This window comes from Xanthomonas sp. WHRI 10207 (genome assembly GCF_040202975.1).
In the GTDB taxonomy this organism is placed as follows: Bacteria; Pseudomonadota; Gammaproteobacteria; order Xanthomonadales; family Xanthomonadaceae; genus Xanthomonas.
In genome coordinates this window covers 374,336-395,167 of the sequence record NZ_JBEGDX010000001.1, presented here as the reverse complement: position 1 = coordinate 395,167, position 20,832 = coordinate 374,336, and the positions used below count along the sequence as shown (strand labels likewise).

Annotated in this window: 15 protein-coding genes and 8 tRNA genes; 7 read left to right on the top strand and 16 right to left on the bottom strand. The window is 63.0% G+C overall.

Annotation, left to right across the window (positions count from 1 at the left end; all coding sequences use genetic code 11):
- Window positions 1–2: 2 nt before the first annotated feature.
- The 9 genes from ABQU90_RS01810 to ABQU90_RS01770 form a co-directional block, all read right to left on the bottom strand.
- Window positions 3–76, bottom strand: a tRNA-Asp gene (locus tag ABQU90_RS01810).
- A 92-nt stretch (window positions 77–168) separates the two neighbouring features.
- Window positions 169–245 (bottom strand) — tRNA-Asp (locus tag ABQU90_RS01805).
- Between the two features lie 27 nt (window positions 246–272).
- Window positions 273–347, bottom strand: a tRNA-Val gene (locus tag ABQU90_RS01800).
- Between the two features lie 11 nt (window positions 348–358).
- Entirely contained in the window at window positions 359–631 is a 273-nt protein-coding gene (hbs, locus tag ABQU90_RS01795) for a non-specific DNA-binding protein Hbs (protein WP_002806049.1), read from the bottom strand.
- Between the two features lie 214 nt (window positions 632–845).
- A complete protein-coding gene (gene lon / locus ABQU90_RS01790; RefSeq protein WP_055845973.1) occupies window positions 846–3,317 on the bottom strand; it encodes an endopeptidase La in 2,472 nt (823 codons plus the stop codon).
- Window positions 3,318–3,462: 145 nt separating this feature from the next.
- Complete coding sequence (gene clpX / locus ABQU90_RS01785) at window positions 3,463–4,749, bottom strand: ATP-dependent Clp protease ATP-binding subunit ClpX (protein ID WP_055845975.1); 1,287 nt, start codon at window positions 4,747–4,749, stop codon at window positions 3,463–3,465.
- A 125-nt stretch (window positions 4,750–4,874) separates the two neighbouring features.
- Window positions 4,875–5,501 carry an ATP-dependent Clp endopeptidase proteolytic subunit ClpP gene (gene clpP, locus ABQU90_RS01780; protein WP_323521801.1) on the bottom strand — a complete coding sequence of 209 codons (627 nt, stop codon included), beginning with the start codon at window positions 5,499–5,501 and terminating at the stop codon, window positions 4,875–4,877.
- A gap of 95 nt (window positions 5,502–5,596) precedes the next feature.
- Window positions 5,597–6,889, bottom strand: coding sequence for a trigger factor (tig, locus tag ABQU90_RS01775; RefSeq protein WP_323521800.1), 1,293 nt, complete (start codon window positions 6,887–6,889; stop codon window positions 5,597–5,599).
- Between the two features lie 200 nt (window positions 6,890–7,089).
- Window positions 7,090–7,174, bottom strand: a tRNA-Leu gene (locus tag ABQU90_RS01770).
- Between the two features lie 272 nt (window positions 7,175–7,446).
- On the opposite strand from ABQU90_RS01770, the gene ABQU90_RS01765 reads away from it, so the two are divergent.
- Entirely contained in the window at window positions 7,447–8,715 is a 1,269-nt protein-coding gene (locus tag ABQU90_RS01765) for a two-component system sensor histidine kinase NtrB (protein ID WP_311239712.1), read from the top strand.
- 729 nt (window positions 8,716–9,444) lie between these two features.
- Window positions 9,445–10,707 carry an alpha/beta hydrolase family protein gene (locus ABQU90_RS01760; RefSeq protein ID WP_323521798.1) on the top strand — a complete coding sequence of 421 codons (1,263 nt, stop codon included), beginning with the start codon at window positions 9,445–9,447 and terminating at the stop codon, window positions 10,705–10,707.
- Between the two features lie 266 nt (window positions 10,708–10,973).
- On the opposite strand, the gene ABQU90_RS01755 is transcribed toward ABQU90_RS01760, so the two are convergent.
- From ABQU90_RS01755 to ABQU90_RS01740, 4 genes are all read right to left on the bottom strand, one after another.
- A tRNA-Lys gene (locus tag ABQU90_RS01755) sits at window positions 10,974–11,049 on the bottom strand.
- An 83-nt stretch (window positions 11,050–11,132) separates the two neighbouring features.
- Window positions 11,133–11,209: transfer RNA gene (locus tag ABQU90_RS01750), tRNA-His, on the bottom strand.
- A 32-nt stretch (window positions 11,210–11,241) separates the two neighbouring features.
- A tRNA-Arg gene (locus tag ABQU90_RS01745) sits at window positions 11,242–11,318 on the bottom strand.
- Between the two features lie 42 nt (window positions 11,319–11,360).
- Window positions 11,361–11,437, bottom strand: a tRNA-Pro gene (locus tag ABQU90_RS01740).
- A 150-nt stretch (window positions 11,438–11,587) separates the two neighbouring features.
- On the opposite strand from ABQU90_RS01740, the gene ABQU90_RS01735 reads away from it, so the two are divergent.
- Window positions 11,588–12,349 (top strand): Bax inhibitor-1/YccA family protein, encoded by a 762-nt coding sequence (locus tag ABQU90_RS01735; protein WP_055845987.1) that lies wholly within the window; start codon window positions 11,588–11,590, stop codon window positions 12,347–12,349.
- A gap of 135 nt (window positions 12,350–12,484) precedes the next feature.
- On the opposite strand, the gene ABQU90_RS01730 is transcribed toward ABQU90_RS01735, so the two are convergent.
- The 3 genes from ABQU90_RS01730 to grxC all read right to left on the bottom strand — a co-directional run bounded on the left by ABQU90_RS01730 (window position 12,485) and on the right by grxC (window position 14,519).
- The gene (locus tag ABQU90_RS01730; RefSeq protein WP_006451741.1) at window positions 12,485–13,492 is read right to left on the bottom strand and encodes an isocitrate dehydrogenase; all 1,008 of its coding nucleotides are present in this window, start codon (window positions 13,490–13,492) and stop codon (window positions 12,485–12,487) included.
- A 329-nt stretch (window positions 13,493–13,821) separates the two neighbouring features.
- Window positions 13,822–14,217 carry a carboxymuconolactone decarboxylase family protein gene (locus ABQU90_RS01725; RefSeq protein ID WP_319607152.1) on the bottom strand — a complete coding sequence of 132 codons (396 nt, stop codon included), beginning with the start codon at window positions 14,215–14,217 and terminating at the stop codon, window positions 13,822–13,824.
- Window positions 14,214–14,519 (bottom strand): glutaredoxin 3, encoded by a 306-nt coding sequence (gene grxC / locus ABQU90_RS01720; protein WP_055845990.1) that lies wholly within the window; start codon window positions 14,517–14,519, stop codon window positions 14,214–14,216. The genes ABQU90_RS01725 and grxC overlap by 4 nt, the downstream gene beginning before the upstream one ends.
- Window positions 14,520–14,668: 149 nt before the next feature.
- Between grxC and ABQU90_RS01715 the strand changes: the two genes are divergently transcribed.
- The 4 genes from ABQU90_RS01715 (at window position 14,669) to ppk1 (ending at window position 20,812) form a co-directional block, all read left to right on the top strand.
- Window positions 14,669–16,315, top strand: coding sequence for a M48 family metalloprotease (locus ABQU90_RS01715; RefSeq protein WP_055845992.1), 1,647 nt, complete (start codon window positions 14,669–14,671; stop codon window positions 16,313–16,315).
- A gap of 179 nt (window positions 16,316–16,494) precedes the next feature.
- Window positions 16,495–17,184: a phosphate regulon transcriptional regulator PhoB gene (gene phoB / locus ABQU90_RS01710; protein WP_002806631.1), complete on the top strand. Its 690-nt coding sequence runs from the start codon at window positions 16,495–16,497 to the stop codon at window positions 17,182–17,184.
- Between the two features lie 76 nt (window positions 17,185–17,260).
- Window positions 17,261–18,589, top strand: coding sequence for a phosphate regulon sensor histidine kinase PhoR (phoR, locus tag ABQU90_RS01705; protein WP_323521796.1), 1,329 nt, complete (start codon window positions 17,261–17,263; stop codon window positions 18,587–18,589).
- A gap of 120 nt (window positions 18,590–18,709) precedes the next feature.
- Window positions 18,710–20,812 (top strand): polyphosphate kinase 1, encoded by a 2,103-nt coding sequence (gene ppk1 / locus ABQU90_RS01700; protein ID WP_055846336.1) that lies wholly within the window; start codon window positions 18,710–18,712, stop codon window positions 20,810–20,812.
- Window positions 20,813–20,832 lie beyond the last annotated feature (20 nt).

Below are 20,832 nucleotides of genomic sequence, written 5' to 3'. Positions count from 1 at the left end.
GGCGGAGCGGACGGGACTCGAACCCGCGACCTCCGGCGTGACAGGCCAGCATTCTAACCAGCTGAACTACCGCTCCGCTTTAAACTTGGACATCTACCCCACGGCATTCCCATTGCAAATGCTGTGGAGAAAACGAAGCCCCCAATCGCTCAGGGGCTTCGGTGTAACTGGCGGAGCGGACGGGACTCGAACCCGCGACCTCCGGCGTGACAGGCCAGCATTCTAACCAGCTGAACTACCGCTCCGCGCTTAAAACTTTGCTTGGTGCTTAGTGGTGGGTGCTGAGGGTTTCGAACCCCCGACCCTCTCCGTGTAAGGGAGACGCTCTACCGCTGAGCTAAGCACCCTAGCGAGTCGATTAGTTTACTGCATCCTTCAGGGCTTTGCCAGCCTTGAATGCAGGATTCTTCGAAGCAGCGATCTTGATGCTGTCGCCCGTCTTCGGATTGCGGCCGGTACGCTCAGCGCGCTCGCGGACCTGGAAGGTGCCGAAGCCAACGAGGGTGACAGCGTCGCCCTTCTTCAGCGCCTTGGTGATTTCGCTCACAACCGCGTCGACAGCACGGCCAGCTTCAGCCTTGGAGATGTCAGCGGCAGCGGCAACGCCATCGATCAATTCGGTTTTATTCATTCTTGAAACTCCCTTTGCGGCAGATGCCGCGGAATCGACAATCGGCGCTCTTGCCGTTAGCGAAGAACCCGACACAAGTGGTATCGCGTGACGCATCACATTTTGCCGCGCCCACGAGTCGTGCATTTATACCAGCGCCCCCAACAGCGCGCAAGCCAAAACCCAATAACGACGCGGGTTTTGGCTTGTTTCGGGACGTCTTAGACAGCGCACGTTAGTGCTTGACGCGGGTACCCGGGGTAGTACGCGACTTGCCGCGCACGGCAACGCGCGACGCAGTCTTGCGGGCCTTTTCCTTGCCTGCCTTCTTCGGTGCGAGCGGACGCTCCAGGGCGAGATCCAGCACTTCGTCGATCCACTTGACCGGCACGATCTTCAAATCGCGCGTAACGTTGGCCGGGATATCGGCTAGGTCCTTGCGGTTCTCGTCCGGGATCAACACGGTGCGGATGCCACCACGCAATGCCGCCAGCAATTTCTCCTTCAAGCCGCCGATTGCCGACACACGACCGCGCAGCGTGATCTCGCCGGTCATCGCCACATCGGCGCGGATCGGCACCTTGGTCAATACCGATACCAGCGACGTCACCATCGCGATACCTGCGCTGGGGCCGTCCTTCGGTGTGGCGCCATCGGGCACGTGCACATGCACGTCCTGTTTCTGCAGGAAATCCACATCGATGCCCAGACGCTCGGCGCGCGAACGCACCACCGACAGCGCAGCCGATGCAGACTCCTTCATGACGTTACCAAGCTGACCGGTCAGGATCAGATTGCCCTTGCCCGGCACCAACGTCGATTCGACCTGCAACAACTCGCCGCCGACTTCGGTCCAGGCCAGACCGGTGACCAGACCGATTTCGTTTTCTTCTTCGGCACGACCGAAGTCGAAGCGACGCACGCCCAGGTACTTATCGAGATTCTTCGACCCGACCGTCATCAACGCCTTCGGCTTGCCCTTCTTGGCGACCACTTTCTTCGCTGCCGGCTGCGGGCCGGCAAGCGCGATTTCCTTGACCACCTTGCGGCAGATCTTGGCGATTTCGCGCTCCAGATTACGCACGCCGGATTCGCGGGTGTAATAGCGCACCACATCCTGGATGGCGTCGCTGCCGATTTCGATCTCTTCCGGCTTCAGGCCGTTGGCCTTGATCTGCTTGGGCACCAGGTAACGCATCGCGATGTTGAGCTTTTCATCCTCGGTATAGCCGGGGATGCGGATCACTTCCATGCGGTCCAGCAGCGGGCCGGGGATGTTGAGCGAGTTGGAGGTGGCGACGAACATCACTTCCGACAGGTCCAGATCCACTTCCAGATAATGGTCGTTGAAGGAATGGTTCTGCTCGGGATCGAGCACTTCCAGCAACGCCGACGACGGGTCGCCGCGGAAGTCCATCGACATCTTGTCGATCTCGTCCAGCAGGAACAGCGGGTTCTTGCTGCCGACCTTGTTGAGGTTCTGCACCAGGCGACCCGGCATCGAGCCGACGTAGGTCCGGCGATGGCCACGGATCTCGGCCTCGTCACGGATACCGCCCAGGCTCATGCGCACGAACTTGCGGTTGGTCGCCTTGGCGATCGACTGGCCGAGCGAGGTCTTGCCCACGCCAGGCGGGCCGACCAGGCACAGGATCGGACCCTTCATCTGCTTCACCCGCGACTGCACTGCCAAGTACTCAAGGATGCGCTCCTTGACCTTGTCCAGGCCGTAGTGATCGGCGTCCAGCGTGTCTTCGGCAACCTTCAGATCCTTGCGGACCTTGGTGCGCTTCTTCCACGGCACGCCCAGCAACCAGTCCAGATAGTTGCGTACCACCGCCGCCTCGGCAGACATCGGCGACATCTGCTTGAGCTTGTTGAGCTCGGCCTTGGCCTTGGTCTCGACCGGCTTGGGCATGCCGGACTCGGCGATCTTGCGCGCGAGTTCTTCCAGTTCGCCCGGCGCATCGTCCAGATCGCCCAGCTCCTTCTGGATCGCCTTCATCTGTTCGTTGAGGTAGTACTCGCGCTGGCTCTTTTCCATCTGCGACTTCACGCGGCCGCGAATGCGCTTTTCCAGCTGCTGCACGTCGATTTCGCCATCCACCAGCCCAACCAGCAGCTCCAGGCGTTCACCGATCTCGGTGATCTCCAGCAGGCGCTGCTTGTCGGCCAGGCGCACGCCAATATGGGCGGCGATGGTGTCGGCCAGACGGCCCGGCTCGTCGATGCCGGCCAGCGTCTGCAACAACTCCGGCGGCAGCTTGCGATTGGTCTTGACGTACTGCTCGAACAGGGACATCAGCGAGCGTGCGATCGCTTCGACTTCGCGCGGCTCACGGCCATCGCTGGCCTCCACTTCGGTGCCCTGCCCCTGCAATGCGCCGTCCAGTTCGACGACCTTGTCGACAGTGACCCGCGACAGGCCCTCGACCAGCACCTTGATGGTGCCATCGGGCAATTTGAGCAGTTGCAGCACCTGCGCCAGGGTGCCGACGGTGTACAGATCGCCGGCGGCCGGGTCGTCGGTTTCGGCCGACTTCTGCGCCACCAGCAGGATGCGCTTGTCCGCCTCCATGGCCTTTTCCAGCGCGCGCATCGACTTGTCACGGCCGACGAACAGCGGGATCACCATGTGCGGAAACACCACCACGTCGCGCAGCGGCAACACCGGCAGATCAAGAACTTCTGGTTGGGACTGGGCCATGGGGCGCTCCGCAGGAATCGGGGAAATTAGGGCGTAAAAAAAGCCGATGGCCCCGTTATGGGGCCATCGGCGAGGTGTTGCAAGTAGCTGTCGGAAACCCTTTATCCGCGAGCGGGGCCAAGGCCTGGCAACGCGAATGCGCAGCTCAATCGCCGGACGCAGCCTTGGCCGGGGCCGGTTGCGCCTGGTAGATCAGATACGGCTCGGATTTGTGTTCGATCACCGACTCGTCCACCACGACCTTGCTCACATTTTCCTGCGAAGGCAGCTCGTACATCGTGTCCAGCAGCACCGATTCGACGATGGTGCGCAGACCACGCGCGCCGGTCTTGCGCTTGAGCGCCTTCTTGGCGATCGCAGATAGTGCGTCCGGGCGGAACTCCAGTTCCACGCCTTCCATGTCGAACAGCTTCTTGAACTGCTTGGTGATGGCGTTCTTGGGCTCGGTCAGGATCTTGATCAGTGCCGGCTCGTCCAGCTCCTCAAGCGTGGCGACCACCGGCAGGCGGCCCACAAACTCGGGAATCAGACCGAACTTGATCAAATCTTCCGGCTCGACCTCTGCCAGGATCTTGCCGACTTCCTGCTTGCGCTCGCTGCTCTTGACCTTGGCACCGAAGCCGATGCCGCCAGCGTCGTTGGAGCGCGCCTGGATGACCTTGTCCAGACCGGCGAACGCGCCGCCGCAGATGAACAGGATGTTCTTGGTGTCGACCTGCAGGAATTCCTGCTGCGGATGCTTACGACCACCCTGAGGCGGCACCGAGGCAACCGTGCCTTCGATCAGCTTCAGCAGCGCCTGCTGCACACCTTCGCCGGACACATCGCGGGTGATCGACGGGTTCTCGCTCTTACGCGAGATCTTGTCGATTTCATCGATATAAACGATGCCCTGCTGCGCTTTTTCGACGTCGTAGTCGCACTTCTGCAGCAGCTTCTGGATGATGTTTTCCACGTCCTCGCCGACATAGCCGGCCTCGGTCAGCGTGGTGGCATCGGCAATCGTGAACGGCACATTGAGCAGGCGCGCCAGCGTTTCGGCCAGCAGCGTCTTGCCCGAACCGGTCGGACCGACCAGCAGGATGTTGGATTTGGCGAGTTCGACTTCGTCGTTCTTGCTGCGGCTCTCGATACGCTTGTAGTGGTTGTACACCGCCACGGCGAGCGTGCGCTTGGCGCGCAGCTGCCCGATCACGTATTGATCCAGCACTTCAAGGATCTCGCGCGGCTTGGGCAGACTGGAACGTGCCGACTGCGCCTTCTCTTCGAGCTCCTCGCGGATGATGTCGTTGCACAGCTCAACGCATTCATCGCAGATGAATACGCTGGGACCGGCAATCAGCTTGCGGACTTCATGCTGACTCTTACCGCAGAACGAGCAGTAGAGAATCTTGTTGCTGTCGCCGGAACGACCTTGGCGGTCTTCGCTCATGCTTCTGTTACCCAGTTACCCCACCCGATGCACGGGGGTTCGATTTCGAGAATAGCACAGGGTCGGGAGGACGTTCGCCCCGCCCGACCCTGCCGGTTTTTCCTGCAATTTCAGCGACCTGGCGATCAAGACGGCTGGATCGACTCTTCCGGACGACGCTCCAGCACCTGATCCACCAGACCATAGGCCTGTGCATCGACCGCGCTCTTGAAGTTGTCGCGCTCGGTATCGCGCGCAATGGTCTCAAACGACTGGCCAGTGTGCTTGGCGAGGATCTCGTTCAGGCGCGACCGCAGGGTCAGGATCTCGCGCGCATGGATGTCGATATCGGTCGCCTGGCCCTGGAAGCCGCCCAGCGGCTGATGGATCATCACGCGCGAATTCGGCAGCGCATAGCGCTTGCCGGCCGCACCCGATGCCAGCAGCAGCGCGCCCATCGAGGCGGCCTGGCCGACGCAGATGGTGGCCACGTCCGGCTTGATGTACTGCATGGTGTCGTAGATCGCCATGCCGGCGGTGACCACGCCACCGGGCGAATTGATGTAGATGCTGATGTCTTTTTCCGGATTATCCGCTTCCAGAAACAGCAACTGAGCCACGATCACGTTGGCCATATGGTCGTCGATCGGACCGACCAGGAAGATCAGACGCTCCTTGAGCAGACGCGAGTAGATGTCATACGCACGCTCGCCACGGCTGGTCTGTTCGACCACCATCGGCACCAGATTCAGGGCTTTGGTCACAATGCTCATCGGTCTTCCTGTTGTGGCACCAGCTTGCGCCGATAACCGGGTTTGACGTCCGCATCCCAGCCAGCGGGATGCGGGTTGGTGTCACACCGCCGCTTTTAGACGCGGATCGCGTCCTGGAACGACAGCGGCTGCTCGGTATGCTGGGCGCGCTCGGCGATCCAGTCGATCACCTGCTCCTCCATCACACGGCTCTGCAGCCCACCCATCAGTTGGGGATCGTTGCGGTACATCTCAATGACCTGTTCCGGCTCTTCGTAGGTCGAGGCGATCAGACGCAGCGTTTCGCTGACGCGCTTGGACTCAAGCCGCAGTTCGTTGCGGCGTGCTACTTCACCGACCAGCAGACCGACCAGCACGCGCTTGGCAGCGGCATCCATGAAACCCTGGTGTGCATCGTCCGGCACCTGGCCTGGATCGCGACCACTGCGGCGCACCTGCTCGACCTGCTGGGCCAGCATCGAACGGGCCTCGTTCTCGACCAGACGCGGCGGCATCTCGACGTGCGCGTAGGCGGCGATCAGCTGCTCGCCCACTTCGCGACGCAGGCGATTCATCAGCGCGCCCTTGAGCTCGCGCTCCAGGTTGGTGCGGATGTCGGCGCGGAACTGCTCGGCATCGCCGCTTTTCACGCCGAAGCTCTTGATGAACTCCTTGTCCACCACCGGCAGCACCGGCTCGGACACTTCAACTGCTTTGACATGCACCTGCACGGTCTTGCCAGCCAGCTGCGGCACGCGCCACTCGGCCGGGAAATCGATGGTCAGGGCCTTGTCTTCACCCTTGGTCAGGCCTTCCAGGCCCTTCTCGATCTGGTCGAACATCACGCCCGAGCCCAACACGCTGCTGCCGGTTTCCACGCCTTCGGCGGGCAGACGCTCCTCGCCGGCCTGCGACCAGGTCTCCAGCGCCACCAGATCGCCGACCTGCGCGCCGCGCTCGACCGGGTTCCAGGTACGGCGCTGCAGACGCAGGTTTTCGATCATCTGGTCGATGTCGGCGTCGGTCACGTCGGCGGTATGACGCACCACCGACAGCTTGGCGACATCGATATCGCCAAAGTCCGGCACCACTTCGAAGGTGGCGACGAAGTCGAAATCGCTTTCGCCCTGATCGATGCGCGGGTTACCGGCCAGACGCAGCGAGTGCTCGCGCACGGCCGAGTCGAAGGTTTCACGCAACAGGCCTTCCATCGCCTCGGCACGCACCTGCTGACCGAAGCGCTGCTCGATGACCTTGGTCGGCACCTTGCCGGGACGGAAGCCCTTGATGCGCGTGGTCCGCGCCAGTTCGCGCAGGCGGCCACCGACGTGGGTCTCCAGACGCTCCTGCGGCAGGGTGAAGGTCAGGCGGCGTTCCAGATTGCCGGTGGATTCGATCGATGCTTGCATGTTGACTCCTGCCACCGACAGCACAAGCGTCGGCACGAGATGGAAGAGACGGGTTGACGGATGGCGAGAATGCCGCCGAGCCTTGTAGTTTCGCCGATAACGGCGACGGCTGCCAGCGGAACGCGCGCACCGGCGTTTGCAGCGGACAAGACGGGTTTGCCGGAGCGGCAGCGGCCGGAGCACTCACGGCCGCACTGCATTGGTGCGAAAGGGGGGACTCGAACCCCCACGCCTTGCGGCGTCAGAACCTAAATCTGGTGCGTCTACCAATTCCGCCACTTTCGCGATGTCGCAGGTGCGTGCGCATTGTTGCAGGGATGCCGGCAAAGAAAAAGCGCCGCGAACGGGCTGCCAAGGCAGCGCGCCGGGTTGAGGCAGGCATGGCATGCATGGACCTGCCAAATCGGCGCTCCGGAGGTGCCCGCCAACCGAACTCAAGTGAACGATTCACCCCCCGGCCTGATCCCAGCCCAAACCTGATGCTTTTGCGTGTACATGACTGCGTCAATATTTGCGAAAATTCTGTTAAGCCCAAGTCGAGAGAGCGCGCCGTCGCAATGAGAGACCGATACCGTCAGATCGTGGCACTGTCGCGAGACTGCATCAAAGAGATCGACCTCGACGGGCGGATCACGGCGATCAATGCCAATGGACTGACCGTCTTGGGGGCCAGTCGTCCCGAGCAGTTGCTCTCTCGCCCGTGGCGGGACTTCTGGCCGGCGGGAGCCGTCGGCTTGATCGATACGGCACTTACTGCATCGCTCGCGGGCGCGGTGCACGAGTTCGAGGCCAGCTGCGTCAACTTCGTTGGCGTGCGCCAGACCTGGCAGGTGGTCACCAGCCCGTTGTTCGACGCAGACGGCAACGTCGAGGCGATCCTGGCGGTCAGCAAGAACATTTCCGACCGCCGTGCGTTGGAAGCTGCCTTCCATACGCTGGACCGCACCTTGAAGGCAGAGCGCGAGTTCTCCACGGGCGCACTGATGCTGGCACGCACGCGCGAGAATTCTCTGTCGACCGAGCTGCACAGCCTGCGCGATCTACAGGAGCGCATCGAGGACGATCTGGATATTGCGCGCGCCGCACAGGGTGCTGCCGAACGAATTTCCGAACAGGCACAGAAAGGCGAGGCGGTCGGGCAACTGCTGGCCGGCGTGGTGCACGATCTGAACAATGTGCTGCAAGCCGCTACCTCGGCGATCGACCTGGTGGTCCAGCGTGGGCAGATCGACGCACAGGACACCAAACTGCTCGGCGTGGCCGATGCCGCGCTTCAACATGGCTCGGTCATGGCGCAGCGGCTGGTGGGATTTTCGCGCCAGTATCCGTATAGCCCCGAACCTGTTGACCTTGCCGCACTGGCCGACCAGCTCAATCCGTTGCTGGAACAGGTCATCGGCACAGACCTGCGCTTGCAGGTGAACACTGCTGCGGGCGGATGCTGCGCCATGGTCGACCGGCATACGGTGGAGCGCGCGATCTTGAATCTGGTCATCAATGCGCGCGATGCCTGCGCAAGCGGCGGCGTCATCCGTGTGGAGACCGGCCAAACGCAGGTCGCCAAGGCCGATGCAACCTTGACCAAACCCGCTGGCGAGTTCGCCACCATCGCGGTTGCCGATGACGGGCACGGCATGGACAGCCATGTGCAGTCGCGTCTATTCGAGGCGTACTTCACCACCAAGAGCGCAGACAAGGGAGCCGGGCTGGGCCTGGCGCAGGTTTACAGCGCGGTGCGCCAGGCAGGCGGCTTTATCGACGTGACATCGGCACCGGGCAAGGGCGCGCGTTTCCTGCTTGCGTTTCCGCGCGTGGACCAGGCGTAACACTCGGTTGGCGAATGCAAACATGCGTAGCTGCATGCGTTTGTTATGCAGATAAATTGACGTAAATCGCTAACTGCGGCGATTGCGCGCGGCGTTGCAATTGCAGAATTCTTTCACCACTGTCTGCAACATATCGGTAACACCCTTGCCTTAATCGAGGCGAAGGGAAGTTTCGAATATCTAAGGCGGCAGTTGGTAGCCTGCTGATCCAGTGATGCAGCAGCATCCATTCGGTATTCGATACTTCTTACTTAATGCCCATGCAGATCGTTCCGGCATGGATGTGTCGTGCTGCCTACCGGGCGACTGCATGCAGTCGCCGCCATAGTGAGTTACCAGCAGGGAACCAGGCGTCGCGCACCTCTCTGCCACCTTCCATCACTCTGCGAATCTATTGCGTCAAACACCCGATAAACGCGGAGCGGCGATTAATCGCGTCAGACCGCGCGCGTTCGCGCTGGGAGTGCGGGCTTCGTTGTTGGGAAATCCTGGCCTGCCCCACAAGCACATCATCTGGCGCTGTTAACTCGCACTCGCCTTGTCGGCATATCGCGTGCCGCTTTTTTTGAAAGCCCACTGGCCGATACGCACCTGACTGCACGTCGTTATCGGATACAAAACTTGCACCAACGCCAGCAAGGGATTGCGTCGCAGCGGAAGCTTTCGAGTTCCCGGTCGCTCCCCACGCAATCCGCACTTCTCGGGTAACTACACATGAGACACCACTCCATGGTCCAGATACGGAATCGCAATGCGTCACGCCTGTTCACTGCCATTGGGACTGCACTGGCTTTTCTGCCGATGATCGCAATGGCATCGCCTGCGCGCGGCACCCTGCTCAACAGTAACTTCCTGACCAGCTATACCCGCTCGGCACTTGCCGCCTTGCTGCCCGACGACAAAGCCAGCGACCTTCCGACATGCGATGTTCGCGTGGCCGAGTTCACCTACGCCACGATCGGTGTCCAGGGAGAGCCGACCACCGCGTCGGGCGTTCTGCTGGTGCCGGGCGGCACACGCTGCACAGGCCCCTACCCGTTGCTGAGCTGGAACCAGGGCACCCAACCCAAACGTACTGCGGAACAGGCGAAGGACATCCGCGATGCAAAGGGCGACGACCCGCTTGTCACTCGATTGGCAGGCAAGGGCTATGTGGTGGTCAGCACCGATTATCTGGGATTGGGCAAGTCGCAGTATCCGTTCCATCCTTATCTGCACGCGGCCACCGAGGCCAGTGCGAGCATCGACGCGATGCGCGCCGCACGCCAGGTTCTGGCACGTTTGCACACGCCACTATCGGGCAAGGTCATGCTGTCGGGATATTCGCAAGGCGGGCATGCCGCGATGGCGACCCAGCGCGAGATCGAAGCGCACGATTCCAAGGAATTCAATCTGGTTGCCAGCGCGCCGATCTCCGGGCCGTATGCGCTGAGTCAGACCTTCCTGGACAGCTGGAGCGGAACCAATGCGGTTGGCGAAAGCACCTTCGGCCTGGTGCTGGCCACTTACGCGCTGGTCGGCATGCAGCATGCTTATCACAACATCTATCTCGCTCCGTCGCAGGTCTTTCAGGACCCGTGGGCGAGCAAGGTCGAGGGTTACTTTCCGGGTAAGGATGAGCTGACCGATCTTGCGATCGGCGACGCACTGCCGGGCATCGACAAGATCGGCAGCTATTTCCAGCCGAGTTTCTACAAGGACGTGCCACGCAATCCGAACAACCCGTTCCGCAAAGACCTGGCGCGCAACGATCTGCTGGACTGGACGCCACGCACGCGCACGCTGCTGTGCGGCTCGTCCAATGACGCCACCGTGCCACTGAAGAACGCCACCACCGCCATCGACAGCTTCAGGCGACACGGCAGTACGCAGGTTTCGGTGCTGGATCTTGGAAGCGGCAACAGCGACGACAACAGCGCTCTGGAGCACCTGATCATCAAGGAGAGCTGCATGATCGCCGTGCGCCAGCAACTGCTGGACAAGCAGCGCTAAAGCCAGGGCGCGCGATGCATCGCTGCGAGGCGAGGCGACAACACATCAGGCGGTACCCGGAGCATTGTCGCCGTCTTCGGATCACCACTTCGTCATCTCCAAGATGACGAGGTCGAGCCGATCGATTTCGCGCACCGAGGTGGGCACCAAGGGTTGCGATAAACGCGTAGATGGCCGCGCAGCGATGCGGGGAATACAGTGCGCCTGGACCAGGCATCGGCACAAAGAAAAACAGCCACTCAACTTACGCTGAGTGGCTGCCTGTCTGGTGGGCCGTCAAGGATTCGAACCTTGGACCTATTGATTAAGAGTCAACTGCTCTACCAACTGAGCTAACGGCCCTGAAACTGGTCGCACATTGTATGTGCATTTTTGCTTCGTTGCAACACCCCGCGATGCGTCGGGTCAAACTTTCCTGCAATCAGTGGGGTGGCTGAGGGGACTCGAACCCCCGACATCTGGAATCACAATCCAGTACTCTAACCAGCTGAGCTACAGCCACCACTGAAAACCTACTTCCTACCGCACCGCCGATGGCGCGCCCGACAGGACTCGAACCTGTAACCGCCGGCTTAGAAGGCCGGTGCTCTATCCGGTTGAGCTACGGGCGCCCGGACCGAACTTTGCACTCCCACGCCGTCAAGAGCTCGGAATGGTCGGGGTAGAGGGATTCGAACCCCCGACATCCTGCTCCCAAAGCAGGCGCGCTACCAGACTGCGCTATACCCCGGCGGGACCTTTCCATCCCAAAGGCTGGAAAGGTCGGCTATTTTGGGAACGATTGGCCTCGCTGTCAATCACTCTGTGTAAATTCGGCGATCCGGTATCCTCGCAGCAACGCTCACCGGTACGGCGAGCACCACTTTCATGGAGAACACGCATGCGTAGCGGTAACCCGGCTCTTCGGGAATCCACGTTCCTCGACCTCGGCTCCGGCTCGGTGGTCACCCGCGATGGTCAGGCGATGACACTCAACGGCACGGTCAACAAGACCGGCCTGCTGTTGCTGATGGCCGTCGCCACCGCTGCGTTTGCCTGGTCGCAATCGATCGGTGCCGACGGCGCGCCGCTGCCGGCAGCACGCCTGTACATGATCGCCGGTGCGATCGGCGGGCTGGTGTTTGCACTGGCGACCAGCTTCAAGCCGACCTGGGCACCGGTCACCGCGCCGCTGTACGCGCTGATTGAAGGCTTTTTTCTGGGTTCGATCTCGGCCGTCTACGAGGCACGTTTCAACGGCATCGTGTTCCAGGCGGTGCTACTGACCTTCGGCACCATGTTCGCGCTGTTGTTCGCGTATCGCAGCGGCTTGATCAAGGCCACCGAGAACTTCAAGCTGGGTGTGGTCGCGGCCACCGGCGGCATCGCGCTGGTGTATCTGGCCACCATCGTGCTGGGCTTGTTCGGTGTGCGCATTCCCTTCATCCACGACTCGGGCCTGATCGGCATCGGCTTCAGTCTGTTCGTGGTGGTGGTGGCAGCGCTGAATCTGGTGCTGGACTTCGACTTCATCGAAAGCGGCGTCGAGCAGGGTGCACCCAAGCATATGGAGTGGTACGGCGCGTTCGGCCTGATGGTGACGCTGGTGTGGCTGTACATCGAGTTTTTGCGCCTGCTGTCGAAGCTGCAGTCGCGCAATTAAACGGGGAATCGGGATTGGGAAATCGCAACAGCGATCGCCTGGCCTGATGGTTTGACACTGACGTCAAGCAATTCGCTTCCACCAAAAAGAAAGGGCGCCTAGGCGCCCTTTCTTTTGTGCGATCTACCCGCGCGCTCAGAGGCGGCTGGCGATGGCCTTGGCGAAGCCCATGGTGTTGCCGGTGCCACCCAGGTCGGGGGTCAGCGAGTCCTTGGCTTCCAGCGTAGCGACGATCGCTTCGCGCAGGCGCTCGGCGTTCTGCGGCTGACCGATGTGGTCCAGCATCTGCGCGGCGCCCAGCAGCAGTGCGCATGGATTGGCCTTGCCCTGCCCTGCGATGTCCGGCGCCGAGCCATGCACGGCCTCGAAGATCGCCGCATCCAGACCGATGTTGGCACCCGGGGCCAGGCCCAGGCCGCCGACCAGACCGGCGCACAGGTCGGAGATGATGTCGCCGAACAGGTTGGTGGTCACGATGATGTCGAACTGTTCCGGACGCATCACCAGCTGCATGCAGGTGTTGTCGACGATCATTTCCTGGAATTCGATTTCCGGGTACTGCGTGGCGACGTCACGGGCGACTTTCAGGAACAGGCCCGAGGTCGACTTGATGATGTTGGCCTTGTGCACCGCGGTGACCTTCTTGCGGCCGGTGGCGCGCGCCAGGTCGAAGGCGTAGCGCACGATGCGCTCGGAGCCCTTGCGGGTGACGCGGGCGCCGGAGAATGCGGTCTCGCCATCCTCGGACACGGTCTGGCCTTCGCTCAGATACGCGCCTTCGGTGTTTTCGCGCACCGTGATCAGGTCAACGCCATCGGCGAAACGCGATTTGGTGTTGGGGAACGACTTGGCCGGACGCACGTTGGCGTACAGGTCGAACTTGCGACGCATGGCGACGTTGATCGAGCTGAAACCTTCGCCAACCGGCGTGGTCAGCGGGCTTTTCAAAGCCACTTTGTTCTTGGTGATCGAGGCCAGGGTGGACTCGGGCAGCAGATCGCCGTGCTTTTCCAGCGCGACCAGGCCAGCGTCGGCGTACTCGTAGGTCAGGCCAGCTTGCAGCGCGTCGAGCACGAACAGCGTGGCATCCATGATCTCCGGGCCAATACCGTCGCCGCGGATGACCGTGATTGTCTGCGTCATAAGGTTGGGGTTCCGAACTTGAAGGGGGGAGCGCCAGCCGTCAAACCCGGCAGAGCGGCGCAAGGAGGTTTCACTGGCAATTATGCCCGATGCCGGTGACCGCGCCCAAACCGACCATCGTCTAAGGGGCTGGCAACAGGGGCAGCGGCCGCAGCGCGCGTGGCCCGGACGGATGCCGAACCGGTGCGTGTCCTCCCAACCCCTGCAGGCTCTCCACGACACCGCGCGCGGCAGCGCGAACCAGGTCCCGTGCGCCGGATGGCCGCCAGGCCCCAAAACGCAGCGCGCCGCCTCGGTGGGCGGCGCACTGGAGCCACAGCAGCGCTGGATCAGCCGTGGCTGTGTTCGGCCGGCGCAGGCGCGCCGCCATCGAGCTGGTCGAGGAAATCCACCGCGCGGCGCAGATGCGGGATCACGATGGAGCCACCGACCACCAGGCCAACCGAGAAGGTCTCGAAGAACTCTTCGCGGGTGACGCCGGCCTCCTTGCATTGCGCCACGTGGTAGCTGATGCAGTCGTCGCAACGCAGCACCATCGAGGCGACCAGGCCGAGCAGCTCCTTGGTTTTCACATCCAGCGCGCCGGCCTGGTAGGTCTGGGTATCCAGCGCGAAAAAGCGCCGCACGACCTGATTGGGCTCGGCCAGGATTCGCTGGTTCATGCGCTGGCGGAAGTCGGTGAACTCGCGCAGGCGATCGGCGCTGCCGTCGTCGGAACCACTCATGCCTGGCCGCCCGCAGCGGAGAACAGCGGTTCGAGTTTGCCCGCGCGGTGCATGGCCATCATGTCGTCGTAGCCACCCACGTGGGTGTCGCCAACGAAGATCTGCGGCACGCTGGTGCGTCGCGCCAGGGCGACCATCTTGTCGCGCTCGACCGGGTCCAGGTCGATCCGCACCTCGGTCCAGGTCTGGCCCTTGCTCTTGAGGAAGTTCTTGGCCGCCACGCAGTACGGGCAAATGGCGGTGGAATACAGGGTGATCTGCGGGCCGGTGGCCGCGTCCTGCCCGGTGTGGTCTTGGCTCACAGGAAACTCCGTGGTGGGTCTGAGGTCTGATACATGGTAGCGGGCGACTGGAATTTCCATGTCGTCACCGCAACACTGTGGATTAATTGCCGATTCACACCGCTGCGCTGCGCTGCCCGCATGCTCCGCGCACCACCTGGGAGTTTCACTTGCGCCTGCTTCCGCTCGCCACCGCCCTCACCCTGGCCCTCGCCATGGGCGTGGCACCTGCCCAGGAAAGCCGCCTGCCCGATATCGGCTCGTCGGCGGGCGAGCTGCTGACCCCGGCCCGTCAGGCCGAGTACGGCAAGATGATGCTGGCCGAGTTGCGCAACTACGACTACGTGCTGGACGACCCGTTGATCGGCGACTGGCTGCAGACCATGGGCACCCGCCTGGGCGCCAACAGCGACCAGCCGCAGCAGCCATTTACCTTTTTCATGCTGCGCGACCGCCAGATCAACGCGTTCGCCACGCTGGGCGGCTATATCGCGGTCAACGCCGGGCTGGTGCTGACCGCCGAGCGCGAGGATGAAGTGGCGGCCGTGCTCTCGCACGAAATCGCCCACGTCACCCAGCAGCACGTGCTGCGCGGAGTGGAACGGGCGCAGCGCGACCAGATTCCGATCTTGCTCGGCATGCTAGCGGCGGTGGTTGCGGCGCAGCAGGCCGGCGGCAATTCCAAAGGCGATGCCACCATGGCCACCATCACCAGTGCGATGGGCCTGATGCAGCAACGCCAGATCGACTACACCCGCTCCAACGAATCCGAAGCCGACCGACTGGGCATCCGTACGCTGGTGCGCAGCGGCTACGACGTGGACGCGATGGCCGGCTTCTTCGAGCGCATGTCGGTGGCGATGCGCGCCAACGAGGGCGGCTATAGCGCGCCGGACTTCCTGCAGACCCACCCGGTCACCACCACCCGCATCAGCGAGGCCAAGGCGCGCGCCGAGCAGATGAAGAAGAACACCGTGGTGTTGACCACCTCGGTGCCGGGCGGGACGCGCCAGGAGCGCGTGGACCCGTCCGACCCGTCGTTATCGGAACCATTGAGCCGCAATGGCAACGCGCTGCTGCCGTATGCACTGCGGCTGCCGGTGGATGCGTTGAGTCGTGGCGGCGATCAACAGAGTTTCGACTGGGCCAAGGAACGTCTGCGCGTGCTCAGTGCGAGCACGCCCGATGCGGCCATTCGCGAATACGAAAACCTGCGCCGCAGTGCCAAGCAAGGCCTGACCGATGCGCAGCGTTACGGGCTGGCGCTGGCACAGCTGCGCAACAGCGGAAGCCGGCCGAGCGAGCCGGTGGCCGAACTGGCCGGCCTGCTGGAGGCGCATCCGGACAACCTGTGGCTGGCGTTGGGCCTGAGCGAGGCGCAGGCGCGCGTGGGGCAGCGCGAGGCGGCCAATGCGCGCTTCGATGCGTTGCTGAAGCGGCTGCCGAACAACCGTGCGGTGGCGTTGACCTATGCCGGCGCGCTCAACGAACAAGCCAGCAAGGAATCCGGCCAGCGCGCGCGCCAGGTGCTGGAACCCCTGCTCTACCGCAACGGCGAAGACCCGTTGCTGCAGCAGACCTACGCCCGCGCCTGCGAACTCGCTGGCGACCATCTGCGCGCCAGCGAAGCCTATGCCGAATCGGCGTCGTTAAACGGGCGCCCGGAGCAGGCCCTGATCCAGCTGGAAGCACTGAAAAAGAAGGATCTGGATTATGTGACGCGGGCGCGTGTGGATGCGCGCATCGCTGCGATTACGCCCACCGTGCTGGAGCTGCGTCGCCAGGGCATTCGCGACCCGGATCTTTCCACGCGTTGACAGCTGGCACGAGATTGGCGCCGACGGCGGCATGCGGCGCCCGGGCCTGGAAACGCTCGCAACGGCTCAGCCCGCTTCGCAAAATGGCAGCCTGTCTACAAGCAACGCCAGCGATGTCACATTAGAGTCACAAAACCGTAGTCTACTGGCGATCACCAAAGCCAGACGGTAAGCCCCGCGTGCAAAAACGCATTCTAATCGTCGATGACGAACCCGCGATCCGCGACATGGTGGCGTTCGCGCTGCGCAAAGGCGAGTTCGAGCCCATCCATGCCGGCGACGCGCGCGAAGCACAGACCGCCATTGCCGACCGCGTCCCCGACCTGATCCTGCTGGACTGGATGCTGCCCGGCACCAGCGGGCTGGATCTGGCGCGGCGCTGGCGCAAGGAACAGCTGACGCGCGAGATTCCGATCATCATGCTGACCGCGCGTGGCGAAGAAAACGACCGTGTTGGCGGGTTGGAAGCAGGCGTCGACGACTACGTGGTCAAGCCGTTTTCGGCGCGCGAGTTGCTGGCGCGTATCCGTGCGGTGATGCGCCGCACCCGCGAGGACGACGAAGACGGCAGCGTGGCGGTGGGTCGGCTGCGCATCGATGGCGCGGCGCACCGCGTGTTCGCCGGCGATGCGCCGGTGCCGATCGGCCCGACCGAGTACCGCCTGCTGCACTTCTTCATGACCCATCCGGAGCGCGTGTACACCCGCACCCAGTTGCTGGACCATGTCTGGGGCGGCAGCGTGTATGTGGAAGAACGCACCATCGATGTGCACATTCGCCGCCTGCGCAAGACGCTGGAACCGTTCGGCCTGGAAAACATGGTGCAGACCGTGCGTGGCTCGGGCTATCGTTTTTCGTCGGCAACTTAAGTACGTGCCGCACGGCAACCCGGCCGCTGCCTGGCCGGGTTGGCTACCTACCTGACGCTTCGTGGTAACGCCTTCCATGCCCCAACATATCCGTTCCGCCTGGCTCAAGACGCTCGGCACCCTTGCGCTGTTATTGGGCGCTGCCGTCGTAGCGGGCGTGCTGATCGGGCATGTGTGGATAGCACTGACGCTCACCGCGCTGGGCGTGCTGGCCTGGCATTACTGGCGGCTGCGCCAGGTGCTGCGTCGCCTCACCGCACGCCAGCGTGCCGAACCTGCCGCCGGCGTGGGTGCCTGGAACGAACTGGACCGTCTGCTGTATCGCAGCCAGGCCGAAATGCGTGGGCGCAAGCGCCGCTTGATCGACATGCTGCGCACCTACCGCGCCGCCGCGCAGGCGCTGCCGGATGCGGTAGTGGTGGTGGATCGCAACAGCCAGCGCGTGCAGTGGTTCAACAAGGCGGCCGGCGGCCTGCTCGGCTTGCATCATCCCGGCGACATGGGCGTGTCGGTGGTGGAGCGGCTGCAGCCGTTGCCGCTGGCGCACTGGCTGGCAGCCGGCCGCAACGCCGAGCCGATGCTGGATGCGGCCTCGCCAGTGGACCCGGATCTGCGCCTGAATCTGCGCCTGATCCCCTACTCCGACGACTACTGGCTGTTGGTGGCACGCGATGTCAGCAAGCTGCTGCGTCTGGAACAGGTACGTCGCGATTTCGTGGCCAATGTGTCGCACGAGCTGCGCACGCCATTGACGGTGGTGCACGGCTATCTGGACATGCTCGATCCGGAGGACTTCCCGGACTCCGGCCCGATGCTGGCGGAGATGCGCAAGCAGTCGCAGCGCATGGCGCAGCTGGTCGAAGATCTGCTGACCCTGTCGCGGCTGGAATCGCAGGAAGAACTCGGCGAAGAACACGTGGCGATGGCGCCGATGCTTTCGACACTCCGCCGCGAGGCCGAGGCGCATAGCCAGGGCCGGCATACGGTGGACGTGATTGATGAGGCCGGTGTGGATCTGCTCGGCTCCAACAAGGAATTGCACAGCGCGTTTTCCAACCTAGTCACCAACGCGGTGCGTTATACGCCCGGCGGCGGCACGGTGACGATCCGCTTCGTGCGCGAAGGCGATGGCGCGGCGTTGGCAGTGCGCGACACCGGCTACGGCATTCCTGCCTCGCATCTGCCGCGCATCACCGAGCGCTTCTATCGCGTATCCAGCAGCCGCTCGCGCGAGAGCGGCGGCACCGGGCTGGGGCTGTCGATCGTCAAGCACATCCTGGGGCTGCACCAGGCACGGCTGGAGATCGAAAGCGAAGTGGGACGCGGCAGCGAATTCTCGTGTCATTTTGTGGGCGCACGCATCGTGCAGCGCGAACAGTCCCTGCCACTGTCACGCTTGGCATGATATGTAGGGAGTGCGCGTCGCCGCGCGACGCGATGCACCTGCGCAACGCACGTTGCACGCGCTGCACCGCAACGCGCCTGTAGCAACACCGCACACCAACTCGTCTTGATGACCGACTCCATGGGCCACGCCAAACAACTGCACGACGTCACACCTTCCGAAGACATCGCCACCGATCCCTTGCGTGATCCGGCGCTGTACATCAATCGGGAACTGTCGCAACTGGACTTCAATTTCCGGGTGCTGGCGCAGGCGCTGGACGAACAGGTTCCGCTGCTGGAACGGCTGCGGTTCCTGTGCATTTCGTGCACCAACCTGGACGAGTTCTTCGAGATCCGCGCCGCCACCGTGCGGCATGCGCAGGAATTTGGCCTGCCGCCGGCGCCGGACGGATTGAGCCCCACGGCCATCCTCAATGCTGTGCACGACCGCGCGGCCAAACTGGTGGAACAGCAGTACCACGCATGGAACGACGTGCTGCGCCCGGCGATGGAAGAGGCCGGCGTTGCCGTGCTCGGCCGCGCGACGTGGACCTCGCGCCAGAAGCGCTGGTTGCGTGCCTACTTCCGCAACGAAATCATGCCGGTGCTGTCGCCGTTGGGGCTGGACCCGGCGCATCCGTTCCCGAAGATTCTCAACAAGACCTTGAACATCGTGGTGGTGCTGGAAGGCCAGGACGCGTTCGGGCGCGCCGGCCATCTGGCCATCGTGCGTGCGCCGCGCTCGCTGCCACGCATCATCCAGTTGCCGGCCAGCCTGTCGCCGGAGGGTGCGCAGAGCTTTGTGTTCCTGTCCTCGGTGTTGTCGGAGTTCGTGGACGAATTGTTCCCGGGCATGCAGGTCAAGGGCTCCTACCAGTTCCGCGTCACCCGCAATTCCGAACTGGTGGTGGACGAAGAAGAAGTCGAAAACCTGGCGCTTGCACTGCGCGATGAGCTGGTCACGCGCGGCTACCGGCCGGCGGTGCGGTTGGAGATTGCGCACGATTGCCCGGCGCCGATCATGCGCACCTTGCTGCAGAACTTCGGCTTGAACGAGAACGCGGTGTATCGCATCGTCGGGCCGGTCAATCTGAGCCGCGTCACCCAGGTCTACGACCTGGTGCAGCGCCCGGAGCTCAAGTACCCCTCGTTCAACCCGCGCACTTTGCGCGACAGCGAGGGCATCTTCCAGATCGTCAGCAAGGGCGATGTGCTGCTGCATCATCCCTTCGATGCGTTCACTGCGGTGCTGGATGTGATTCGCCAGGCAGCGGTCGACCCGAACGTGCTGGCGATCAAGCAGACGCTGTATCGCACCGGCAAGGATTCGCTGATTGTCGATGCGCTGATTCTGGCCGCGCGCAACGGCAAGGACGTCACCGTGGTGGTGGAGCTGCGTGCGCGCTTCGACGAAGAGGCCAACCTGGGCCTGGCCGACAAGTTGCAGGAAGCCGGCGTGCAGGTGGTCTACGGCGTGGTCGGCTTCAAGACCCACGCCAAGATGCTGCTGATCGTGCGGCGCGAGGGGCGCAAGCTCAAACGCTATGTGCATCTGGGCACCGGCAATTACCACAGCGGTACTGCGCGGCTGTATACCGACATCAGCCTGATCACCGCCGATGCGGAGATCGGCAACGACGTGCACATGCTGTTTCAGCAGTTGTCCGGGCTTGCCCCGCGCATGAAGCTGGAACAATTGCTGCAATCGCCATTTACCTTGCATGCCGGTGTGCTGAAGCGGATCGAACGCGAGACCCGCCTGGCGCGTAACGGCCGCCCCGGCCGCATCATCGCCAAGATGAATGCCCTCAACGAACCGCAGGTGGTGCGTGCGTTGTATTCCGCCTCGCAAGCCGGGGTGCAGATCGATCTGATCGTGCGTGGCGCCTGCACGCTGCGGCCGGGAGTGCCCGGTGTGTCGGACAACATCCGCGTGCGTTCGATCGTGGGGCGGTTCCTGGAACACAGCCGTGTCTATTGGTTCGGCAACGACGGGGCGGCCGAGTTGTACTGTGCCAGCGCCGATTGGCTGGAACGCAACCTGTTGCGCCGCGTGGAAACCTGCTTCCCGATCCTGGACCCGGATCTGGCCAAGCGCGTCTATCGCGAAGTGCTGCAGAACTACCTGGACGACAACGTCAGTGCCTGGGAACTGGATGCCGAAGGCGTGTACCACAAGCGCACCCCCGGCCCTGGCGAACCGGCACATTCGGCGCAGATGACCTTGCTCGATCGGATCTGAGAACGCCGCGGCCGTGGCCT